Origin of the sequence: Cyanobium sp. LEGE 06143, from assembly GCF_015207535.1 — a bacterium.
In the GTDB taxonomy this organism is placed as follows: Bacteria; Cyanobacteriota; Cyanobacteriia; order PCC-6307; family Cyanobiaceae; genus NIES-981.
The window spans coordinates 1-10,742 of sequence record NZ_JADEWP010000077.1 but is presented as its reverse complement, the minus strand read 5'-3'; the positions used below and the strand labels follow the sequence as shown (position 1 = coordinate 10,742).

Sequence of the window (10,742 nt, the reverse complement as noted above, 5' to 3'; positions counted from 1 at the left end):
GAACAGGGGGCGGCGGGTCTGCAGCTCAGCCAGCAGCCAGGCCACCCGCTGCTCCTCCTCCATCTCGCCGTAGGGCGTGGGCAGCTGCAGGTAGCGGCTGAGCTCGTCGRGGGCGTCGCTGTGGCGCGTGCTCTCCTGGCGCACGTCCAGGCTGGCCAGGCAAAAGGCGAAAATCTGCACCTGGCTGATCAGGTGCTGCAGCGATTCGCAGCTCAGGCCGGTGCCCTCCAGGCTCTGCAGCACCAGCTCCAGATCGGTGCGGAAGTCGTCCACCGAGGCGTAGTGGAGGTCCTGTAGGCCCGGCCCCACGGCCAGGTTGCCGCCGATGCCGGGCACGGAGGGCAGGCCGTCGCAGGGTGATTCCCAGCCCGTGTCCGCCAGCAGCTGGTTGCGCTCCTGGGTGAGGTGGAGCCGCTCCAGCACATAGCTGAGCTTGAGGCGGTAGGGCTCGAGCCGGTAGCGGGCGGCGCGCTCCTCATAGATGTCGGGAAAGCGCAGCCGGTCCATCTCCAGCGACTCCAGCAGCGCCGGGCTCACCTGGCTCCACTGCATCGAGATGCTGAGCTGATCGCGCAGTTCCCCCACCGCTTTCACGTAGCGCTCCAGCATCAGCTGGCGCTGAAAACAGGCGGTGCGCCAGGTGATGTCGGGGGTCACCGAGGGGTTGCCGTCGCGGTCGGATCCCACCCAGGAGCCGAAGGTGCAGAAGGAGTCCCGAGGGGGCTCCACATCGGGGTAGCTGTCGGTCAGAGCGCCCGCGATCCGCACCCGCAGCAACGGCATCGCCTCGAACAGCACCTCCTGGAAGAAATGGAGGGCGTAGTCGACTTCATCCAGCACCGTGGGCTTGAACTGGTGCAGCTCATCGGTGCGCCACCACAGGCGGATTTCCTCCTCCAGCTGCAAGCGCAGGCTCTGGCGCTCAACCCGGTTGAGGTCGCTCTCCTGCTGGAGCTTCTGGATCAGGGTGGCCACCCGCCGTTGCTTGTGCCGCACCGTGTGGCGCACGATCTCGGTGGGGTGGGCCGTGAACACCAGCCGCAGATCCAGGTTGCGCAGCAGGTTTTCGATCTGGGCCGGCGGCACGTTGAGGTTGCGCAGGCGCTCGAACAGCTGGCGGAAGGTGGCGGGCTCGGTCTGGCTGGCCAGGGGCGGCAGGAAGGGATCGCTGGAGAGCGTTTCCGGCAGGGACTTGAGGCTGTCGAGGTAGGTGTCTTCCTCGATGTGCTGCTCGAGGATGTTGACGAGCTGGAAATAGAGGGAGAAGGCCCGGGCGGCGGCAATGGCCTCGGCCAGATCCATCTCCCGGATCAGCCGCACGATGGCCGTGCTGGTGTCCATGCCGGCGGCATCGCCTTCGGCCGCGGTGGCGCCGTCGTCCTCAAGCGGATCACTCAGCCGCTTCAGTCGCAGCAGACGATCGGCGTGGTGGGGCGGACACTCGCTGCGCAGCACGGTCTGCCAGAGGTCTTCGACGAGCTCAAGCCGCTCACCCAGCAGGCGGGTCGCCCGGGGCGAGGGTTCGGCGACAGGGGGCACCAACTGCCGCATGAAGGCTGGAGTGTCGTGACGTGTGCTCGTGATCATCCCAAACGACCCAGGGCAGGGTCTGTGCCCATCGTGGCGGCGAGGTGCTGCTCCTGCACCGCCATGGCGCTGATCTCTCCGCTCAGAATCGCACGGATCGACGTGCCGCTCTGCTGACGCTGCAGCCAGTCCATGGCCTGATTGCCGTGGCGCAGCAGCCCGACGAGCGGGGTGAGCCGAGCGTCCAGCCCCAGCTCCCGGGCCAGGGGCGCCAGCTCTTCCAGGATCTGCCGGATCCAGGCCCGGGCTTCAATCGGGCTGCCGTCGCGCCAGTGGCGCAGGGGGGCGTCAAGGCTGGAGCGGGCTGCGGCCTGGTCGTTGGCATCGGCGAGCAGGGCCAGCTCCTCGGGATCGAGGCTGCTGGCACGGAATGGGTCGCAGGTCTGGGGATCCCGTTGCCCCTGCCACAGCCGCAGCTCCGCCAGGGCCGTGATTGCCAGCAGCACCTCTGGGTCGCTCACCAGATCGCAGATGCGGATCTCGAGGCGATTGAGGTCGTAGGGGCGATCGTCGCCATTGGGCCGCACTGAGGTCCACAGATGCCGCACGTTCTGCATCGTGCCGGCCTGGAGCTGCTGCTCCATCCAGGCGATGTAGTGCTCGTGGTCGCGGAACAGAGGCACCCGCTCCGGCGTGAGGGGGAACTGCAGCCAGCGCTGGGAATGGGCGCCGGTGGCGGCACCGTCGAGGAAGGGGGAGCTGGCGCTGAGGGCGAGCAGCAGGGCGGCCTCGCAGCGCAGCAGCCTCAGGCCGGCGAACAGCGGCTGCATGGCCGTGAGGCCCAGGTTGATGTGCACGCTGGCGGTCACCACCCGGGTGCCGTAGGTGCGCTCGATGTAGTGGTGGTAGGGGTTGTCGGGGTCGGAGCGCTCGAAGCGCCGGCTGTCCCCCAGGCTCAGGGTGCTGCCTGGCAGGAGCGTCAGCCCGCGCAGCTGCAGCCAGCGGCGCAGGCGCAGCCGCGGTTCCAGCAGCAGGGCCAGCTGCCGGTCGTAGTCGGCCTCCGGGGCGGTGACGTATTCGAGATTGCGTCGGTCGGGCTCGGTGACAAACCCCTCCAGGGCCGCGGCCACCTCAGACGAACAGCCCACCACCGAACCGTCTGGCCTGCCGGTGTAGAGCTCCACCTCGAAGCCCTTGAGCATCAGTGCTGGCGTCATGGCTGGGGCGGCGGGGTGGCTCACGCCAGGCAGGCCAGGGCCTTGAGCATGCCCCGGGCCTTGTTCAGGGTTTCCTGGAATTCCGCCTCGGGCCTGGAGTCGGCCACCAGGCCGGCGCCGGCCTGCACCTGCACCCGCCAGCTGCCGTTCTGGCCCGGCTGCACCACCATCGTGCGGATGGTGATGGCGGTGTTGAGGGCTCCCCCGAGGTCCACGGCGCCGTACACCCCTGAGTAGGGACCCCTGGCATCGGGTTCGAGGGCATGGATCAGCTGCATGGCCCGGATCTTGGGAGCGCCGCTGACCGTACCTGCCGGGAAGGCCGCCATCAGCAGATCCCAGACGCTGTGCCCGTCGCCCAGCAATCCTTCCACCTGGCTGACGATGTGCATCACATGGGAGTAGCGCTCGATCACCATCAGATCAGTCACGGAAACGCTGCCGGGGCGGCAGACGCGGCCGAGGTCATTGCGGCCCAGATCCACCAGCATCACGTGCTCGGCCCGCTCCTTGGGATCGGCCAGCAGCTCGGCCTCCAGGGCCTGGTCGCCCGCTTCATCGGTGCCCCGGGGCCGGGTACCGGCGATCGGGCGCAGGGAGGCCCGGATCCCTCCGCCCTCCACCGGATCGGCCTTCACCATCACCTCGGGGCTGGAGCCGATCAGATACCAGCCACCGAAGTTGAAGAAGGCCATGTAGGGCGATGGATTCACCATCCGCAGGCTGCGGTAGAGCTCAAAGGGATCCCGCTCGATCGTGGTTTCGAGCCGCTGGCTCAACACCAGCTGAAACACATCCCCTGCGGCGATGTGCTCCCTGGAGCGCACCACGGCCGCCTCGAAATCGGCCTGGCTGCGGTTGCTGCGGGTGGGCAGATCGGTGCCGCTGCGTTCATGCCACTGCAGTGGCACCACCCCCGCGGGCAGGGGCTCCTGCATCTGCTGCTCCAGAGCCGTGATCCGCGCTGTGGCGGCGGCGTGGGCCTCAACCGGATCGCCGCCCCGGCTCAGGTCGGCGTAGGCCACCGCCGTGATCTGGCGCTTCACCTGGTCGAACACGAGCAGGCTGTCGGCGAGCATCCAGCAACCATCCGGAGGCCCCTCGGGATCGGCGGGGTGCACGGGCACGCTGGGTTCGATCCACTGGATCAGCTCGTAACCCCAGAAGCCGAACAGATGGCCTGCCGGCGGCAGGCCTGGCACCGGGGCGCTGCTCAGGGGACGCAGACAGTCCTGCAGCAGCTCAAACGGGTTGCCGCTCAGCTGCTCGGTGCGGCCGTCCCGCCATTGGCGCTGACTGCTGGCTCCGCGGCTGGTGAGGGTCCAGAGCGGCTCACTCACCACGAAGCTCCAGCGGCCGATCCGCTCTCCCCCCTCGACCGACTCCAGCAGCACCCCGTGGCTGCTGCCGGCACCCACCTTGAGCCAGGTGGTCAGAGGCGTCTCCAGGTCTGCTGGCCAGCGTTTCCAGACGGGGATGAAGCTGAGCCCGGCCGCCGCCTGGGCCAGAAAGGCGGGGTCCAGGCGATCGGAGGGGGTCATCGAGGAACCGGCAGGCAAAAAAAACGGGGCGCCGGGCCCCGCCTTTCTAAGTGTTCAAGACCAACGGCCAGACCCTGGCCAAGGGGATCAGCTCAGGCGTCGAAGGTGTTCTTGCCGGTGAACTTGAGGTTGGCGGGATTGGTGTTGGCGCCGATGGAGCGGGGGTTGTGACCCACCATCTGACGGCCCTCGTTCACCTTCTCGGGGAACACGCCATCCTTGGGATGCAGATACTCGGTGTCTCCGCCGGGGAAGATCCGGTAGATCTTGTAGTCCTCGATGCGGGGCTTGAACTTGGTGCGCAGCTGGGTGCCCAGGGCCAGGCACTGCTCCTTGCGGGCGAAATACATGACGTTTTCGCCCTCATTCATCTCGGCAGCGCCGCCGGTGGGCAGCTCAAAGACCTGGGCCTTGGAACTGGTCCAGGTGATGGCGTACTTCTCTTCAGTTTCGGCGGAGTTGAGCAGCCCGCCGGTGCTGCCGATGTACTTGGGGAGTTGACCGCTCAGTGCCGTTGCTGTCATGACGCGTTCAGGTGTCGGCAGACTGTTTCAGGCGGAAACTAGCACCGTGGTTTTGGCCCTCCGGCCGGCGCTGCGCCAGTCTTCACACCCGTCAACAAAACCCTGCCCAACCGGTGGTGCCATCCGCTCAGGCGGCCGGCACGTACACCGGAAAGAACACGGTGAGCCCACTGCCGCTGCGCTCGGTGAGCCGCCCCCCCAGCCGCTCGAACAGTTGCTGGGTGGCCTGGCGACTGAGCTGCAGGCTGCCGGTGCTCGGATCCCAGCTCAGCACCGGCCCCACCAGCTCCCGTCCCCGGGGGGACGGTTCGCCGGGAACCGGCACTGGCCCAGCGCTGCTCAGCTGCAGTTTCAGCCGTGCCCCGGCCGGCTGCAGGACCAGGCGTACCCGGGTGCCGGCCGGCAGGCTGCGGCTGAAACGGTCAATCAGGCCGCCCAGCATGGTTTCCAGCCGCGCTGGATCGCTGAGCACCTGGGGCAGGTCAGGGGTGATCTGGAGGTCCAGCGTCAGCTGACGCCGCGCCAGCTGGCGCTGCCAGAACCCTTCGAGCTGGCCCAGCAGGTCGCTGAGGTCGGTGCGGGCCAGGGGCAGATCGGCTTGGGCGTGTCCCTGGCCGAGGGGGCGCTGCAGCTCAGCCGCCAGAAAGATCAGGCCGAAGCGGTCGATCTGCTCACTGCACTCGCCATCGATGTGCTCCAGGCGCTGGCGCACCACGGCTGGCAGGTCGCTGCGGCGCAGCAGTGAGCGGATCAGGGTGCGAATTGTGGCCAGGGGGGTGCGCACCTCGTGGGTGAGGGCTTCGAGCAGGGCCAGCTCGCTGATCTGGGCGGCAGAGCTGGCTGTGGCCTCGGCCTGGGAGGGCTTGCCGCCGGCGGCCGCGGCCAGGGGCTGCAGGGTCAGGCTGGGGGCGATCCTGGCCAGACGGTTGGCCAGCAGGGGCCAGAAACGCAGCCCCAGGGAGGGTTCGCTGTGCAGTGGGCCCAGTTGCTGCACGGCTGTCCGCAGCTCCAGGGCGGCGGCAGGATCGCTCTGCTCCAGCCGCTGATGCATCAGCGAGAGGGCCTCCGAGAGCACCTCAGGGTCGAAACGCACCACCAGCCGGCGGCCCTCGGCCGGCCCATCCAGACACAGGGCCACCTGGAGTTGCGGTGTCACGATCACCAGCAGAGGGTCGTCGCCGTCGCCTTCCTCCAGCAGCAGCCGGTGGTAGCCGCTGCCCGGCACGGCACCGCGGCTCTGGCCCGTGGCGGACTGCAGCAACCGGGGCGGAGCGGGGGGCAGCAGGGTGCCGATCGCTGCCGGACTCCACACCCACCCCTGGAGCCGTTGCAGCAGGGCGGGCTCATAGAGGGCCGGAAGGGGTGCGGCCAGCCACAGCCCGGACACCTCCCCCAGGGGCAGCAGAAAATCCTCCTGCAGGGTGGCCAGGGCCGCCCACCACTGGCGCCGGGCGGCGTCGTCCGTGCTGGTGCCGGGAGGGACCCCCGCGGTGAGGCAGTGCCGCAGCTTGAGCAGGCTCACCAATGTTGGGTTCTCCTTAGCGGCGGCTCGGCGAGCTTCGGCCCCGCCGCGCCACCGACGCGCACAGCCCGAGGGCCATGAAGTTCATCAGCATGGCCGAACGGCCATAGCTGAGGAAGGGCAGGGGAATGCCCGTGATGGGCCCGAGGCCGATCGTCATGTTGATGTTCACCACCACCTGGAACATCAGCATGGCGCCAATGCCCACCACCACCAGCGATTCCACATCGCTGCGGGCCCGGCCGGCGATCTGCAGCAGGCGCCACATCAGCAGCACAAAGCCGAGCACCACGAGCACCGACCCCAGGAAACCGGTTTCCTCGCCGAGGGCGCTGAAGATGAAATCGGTGTGCTGCTCGGGGATGAAGCGCAGCTTGGTGAGGGCCCCCTGCATCAGACCGGTGCCCCAGAGCTGGCCGCTGCCGATGCCCACCGTGCTCTGCAGCAGGTGGTAGCCGCCGCCGAGGGGATCCTGGCCGGGGTCGAGGAAGAGGGTGAGGCGATCCCGCTGGTGCGGCCGCAGCCCGTGGGCCCACAGCCAGGGGGTGAGCACGGCGAAAGCGCTCTGCACCGCCACGGCCACGGTCAGCATCACCCGCTTCCAGGGCAGGCTGGTCCAGGCGAGCCAGCCCATCAGCGGAATCCAGCCCAGCAACAGCCAGGGCAGGGTGCCGGCGGCAATCGCGCTCACCAGGGGCGAGAGCAGCAGCACCAGCCAGGCGGCGGGCATGCCGGCCCAGAACAGCATCACCAGCAGCACGGCGCCGAACACCAGGGAGGTGCCCAGGTCGGGCTGCACGAACACCAGCAGCCAGGGCAGCCCGATCAGGCCCAGCGGGCGCAGCAGGTCCACGGGCCGCTCCACCGGGTGGCGGGCCAGCACATCGGCCAGCAGCAGGATCGCCCCGAGCTTGGCGAACTCTGAGGGCTGCACGTAAAAGCCGCCGATGTTGATCCAGCTCTGGGCTCCCAGGGCGCTCACTCCCACCAGCCGCACGGCCACCAGGCTGGCCACCATCGCCCCGTAGATCGGCCACTTCAACGCCACCAGCCGCTCCACGGGGATGCGAGCCAGCAGCAGCGCCACCCCCAGCCCCACCACGCCGGTGACCCAGTGCTGATACCAGTCGGCGTAGTTCGCCTGGCGCTGGGTGCTGGCGATCAGCACGCCGGCCAGCAGCACCATCGCCATCGGAATGCCCCAGAGCAGCCAGTCCAGATCGGCCAGGGGCCGCCTTCTGGCTGAATCGCCTCCTGAAAACAGGCCGCGACTGCGGCGGTTGAGGCTGAGCATCCCCAGCGATCAGAGGGGAACGGCCGCCAGGGCCGTCACCCGCTCGGCCAGGGCTGTGAAGCCGCGAGCCGTGGCGGAGTGGGGTGCCGTGAGCACCACGGGACGACCGCCATCGCCCGCTTCCCGTACCGGCATCTCCAGCGGCAGTTCTGCCAGCAGGGGAACTCCGGTTTCCTTGGCCAGCCTGGCGCCGCCACCACTGCCGAAGATGGGATAGAGCTTCTCGGGTGCATCGGGGGGGATGAAGCCACTCATGTTCTCCACCACGCCCAGCACGGGAATGCCCATCTGCTGGAACATCGCCAGGCCGCGGCGGGCATCGGCCAGCGACACCTCCTGGGGCGTGGTGACCACGATCACACCGGCCATCGGCACCGCCTGGGCGAGGGTGAGCTGGGCGTCGCCGGTGCCTGGCGGCAGATCCACCACCACCACATCCCGTTCACCCCAATCCACTTGATAGAGGAACTGGCGGATGATGCCGTTGAGCATCGGACCCCGCCAGATCACCGGCTGGTTGGCATCGATCAGCAGACCCATCGACACCATGGCGATGCCACAGCTCTGCATCGGCCGCAGCACCTGAGCCGCCCCCTCACCACTCACTTCCGGGGTGCGGCCGGCCACTCCCAGCATGGTGGGCGCGTTGGGGCCGTAGATGTCGGCATCGAGCAAGCCCACCCGCAGGCCCTGCTGGGCCAGAGCGCAGGCGAGGTTCACCGCCACGGTGCTCTTGCCCACGCCGCCCTTGCCGCTGCTCACGGCGATCACCTGTCCGACCCCGGGGATCTCCTGGCGCTGGGGAGGCTGGCCGGGGGCGCCACTGGGGCCGTGGCCAGCGGCGCCGATCGGTGCACCGGAGGGGGCCGCGGCAGCGCCTGCCGCCTCGGGCTGGGCGAGTTCGATCTGAACGTCGCGCACGCCCTCGAGGTTGAGCAGGGCCTCGCGGGCCTCGCTGGCAATGCGGTCGCGCTGGCTCTGGGCAAAGCTGGGCAACGCCAGACGGATCACCGCCCGTTCACCCTGCAGGCGTGGGTCCTGAACCCAGCCCAGTTCGAGCATGGGCCGGCCACTGCCGGCATCGGTGAGGCGGCTGAGGGCGGCACGAGCCTGCTCGACAGTGGCCATCCGATCCGCATGCACAGGACGTTGATCCTAGAAGGCACCTGTCGAGGCCAAGGGTCTTGCGCCGTGACAGTGCCTCTCGAAGGCTTGATGGGCGGGCCTGCGGCCTGAAAGGGTGAAGGGGTTTCAGGCCCCAGGGGCACGGTGTGATGGAGAAGGCCAAGGTGATGCCCAGCCCCGACGGCGGTGACGCCGCCACCCCGGTGCTGGAGTCGCCTCCCGCTGACTCCCGCCAGCGCGCCCGCACCCTGCTGCGGGGTCTGCAGGACTCGATCTGCGCCGGTCTGGAGCAGCTCGATGGCGAGGGTCGCTTCGCTGAGGAGAGCTGGGAGCGGCCCGAGGGCGGCGGGGGGCGCTCCCGCGTGATGAAGGAGGGCCGCGTCTTCGAGCAGGGCGGCGTGAATTTCTCCGAGGTGCAGGGCTCTGAACTGCCACCCTCGATCCTGAGTCAACGCCCCGAGGCGAAGGGCCACCCCTGGTTCGCCACGGGCACCTCGATGGTGCTGCACCCCCGCAACCCCTACATCCCCACGGTTCACCTCAACTACCGCTACTTCGAGGCGGGCCCGGTGTGGTGGTTCGGCGGTGGCGCCGACCTCACGCCCTACTACCCCTTCCTTGAGGATGCCCGCCATTTCCACCGCACCCTCAAGGAGGCCTGCGACGGCGTCAACCCTGCCTATTACCAGGTGTTCAAGCCCTGGTGCGACGAGTACTTCCACCTGAAGCACCGCCAGGAAAGCCGCGGCATCGGCGGCATCTTCTATGACTACCAGGACCCCGGCGGCGTGCTCTACAAGGGCCAGAATCCTGATGGGGCCGCCGCCGCGGCCAGCCTGCGCCAGGGGGCGATCAGCCAGAGCTGGGAGCAGCTCTTCGCCCTGGCCACGGCCTGCGGCCAGGCCTTCCTGCCCAGTTACGTGCCGATCGTGGAGCGCAGGCAGGCCACTGACTACGGCGATCGGGAACGGCAGTTCCAGCTCTATCGCCGCGGCCGCTACGTGGAGTTCAACCTCGTCTTCGACCGGGGCACGATCTTCGGTCTGCAGACCAATGGCCGCACCGAGTCGATCCTGATGTCCCTGCCCCCCCTGGTGCGCTGGGAGTACGGCTACAGCGCCGAGCCCGGCAGCCGCGAGGCCCTGCTCACCGAGGTGTTCACCCGCCCCCAGAACTGGTTGGACGACTCCTCCCTGGAGCAGCGCTGCGCCCCGCATCAGGCGCTGGGCTGAGGACAGCGGCCCCCTGCCCTAGGCGCGAGCTGGCCTCAGGTGCGTGCGTTTCACGGACGTGCTCGCCGCTCCGGCGCCACGCCCACGGGCAGCTCACCGATGGGGCTCGGGGTCTGGAGGTTCAGCCCGCGCTCAAGCGCCTCCACCACCCGTAGGGCAATGGCCGTGAGGGTGGCGTCGCGGCGGCCGGGGTCGCGCAGGGCCGCCTCCAGCACCCCCTCCAGTTTGCCGATCTCCAGGATGGCGATGCCACGGCGGGGGGCGCCCAGGCCGTTGCGGTAGAGCAGCGGGTAGGAACCGAAGGCCAGGGCCAGGCTCTCGTCGAGGCGGCTCGGGTGGCGGTGCAGCGGTGGAATCAGGCCCGAGCCCACCCCGTCGGGGCCGTAGGCGTCGTAGTGGATTTCCAGGGCGTAGCCGCCGGCTGCGGCATGCGCTTTGCCCACACTCCAGTTGGTGCGTGGGTCGTCGGCGTCGGCAATCGTGCGCGCCGGCGGGTCGTAGAAGCGCAGGTTCAGGCCCCGCTGCCGGCCCAGGGCCACCACGGCCCGCGCCGTGAGCAGGTTCCAGTGCAGCTCATCCCTGAGGCCCGGCTGCATCGGCCTGGCGCCGCGGAGCGCCACCGCCTCGCCGGGCGTGCCGGCGCCGGCGATGGCCTGGGAGTCGGCATGGCCGGCCAGCACCAGGATCTCGGTCTCAGCGCCCAGGGGGCGCAGGCCCACCCAGTCGCGGTCGGGGCCCAGCCGGCTACGCGGGCCGGTGA

Annotated in this window: 9 protein-coding genes; 1 reads left to right on the top strand and 8 read right to left on the bottom strand. The window is 69.2% G+C overall.

Annotation, left to right across the window (positions count from 1 at the left end; translation table 11 throughout):
• The 7 genes from IQ216_RS07120 to IQ216_RS07090 all read right to left on the bottom strand — a co-directional run.
• Nucleotides 1–1,587: phosphoenolpyruvate carboxylase (locus tag IQ216_RS07120; RefSeq protein WP_193814926.1), on the bottom strand; the 1,587-nt coding region annotated here is incomplete at its 3' end.
• On the bottom strand, nucleotides 1,584–2,744 hold the full coding sequence (gene gshA / locus IQ216_RS07115; protein WP_193814925.1) for a glutamate--cysteine ligase: 1,161 nt from the start codon (nucleotides 2,742–2,744) through the stop codon (nucleotides 1,584–1,586). The genes IQ216_RS07120 and gshA, both read right to left, overlap by 4 nt.
• A gap of 20 nt (nucleotides 2,745–2,764) precedes the next feature.
• The gene (locus IQ216_RS07110) at nucleotides 2,765–4,285 is read right to left on the bottom strand and encodes an anthranilate synthase component I family protein (protein ID WP_193814924.1); all 1,521 of its coding nucleotides are present in this window, start codon (nucleotides 4,283–4,285) and stop codon (nucleotides 2,765–2,767) included.
• A gap of 92 nt (nucleotides 4,286–4,377) precedes the next feature.
• Nucleotides 4,378–4,809, bottom strand: coding sequence for a photosystem I reaction center subunit II PsaD (locus IQ216_RS07105; protein WP_186697261.1), 432 nt, complete (start codon nucleotides 4,807–4,809; stop codon nucleotides 4,378–4,380).
• 127 nt (nucleotides 4,810–4,936) lie between these two features.
• A complete protein-coding gene (locus IQ216_RS07100) occupies nucleotides 4,937–6,334 on the bottom strand; it encodes a sensor histidine kinase KdpD (RefSeq protein ID WP_193814923.1) in 1,398 nt (465 codons plus the stop codon).
• Between the two features lie 13 nt (nucleotides 6,335–6,347).
• Complete coding sequence (gene rodA, locus IQ216_RS07095) at nucleotides 6,348–7,625, bottom strand: rod shape-determining protein RodA (protein ID WP_193814922.1); 1,278 nt, start codon at nucleotides 7,623–7,625, stop codon at nucleotides 6,348–6,350.
• A gap of 9 nt (nucleotides 7,626–7,634) precedes the next feature.
• Nucleotides 7,635–8,753 (bottom strand): Mrp/NBP35 family ATP-binding protein, encoded by a 1,119-nt coding sequence (locus tag IQ216_RS07090; protein WP_193814921.1) that lies wholly within the window; start codon nucleotides 8,751–8,753, stop codon nucleotides 7,635–7,637.
• A 146-nt stretch (nucleotides 8,754–8,899) separates the two neighbouring features.
• Between IQ216_RS07090 and hemF the strand changes: the two genes are divergently transcribed.
• The gene (hemF, locus tag IQ216_RS07085) at nucleotides 8,900–9,982 is read left to right on the top strand and encodes an oxygen-dependent coproporphyrinogen oxidase (RefSeq protein ID WP_193814920.1); all 1,083 of its coding nucleotides are present in this window, start codon (nucleotides 8,900–8,902) and stop codon (nucleotides 9,980–9,982) included.
• Nucleotides 9,983–10,032: 50 nt separating this feature from the next.
• Here hemF and IQ216_RS07080 read toward each other — a convergent pair.
• Nucleotides 10,033–10,742: dehydrogenase (locus IQ216_RS07080; protein ID WP_193814919.1), on the bottom strand; the 710-nt coding region annotated here is incomplete at its 5' end.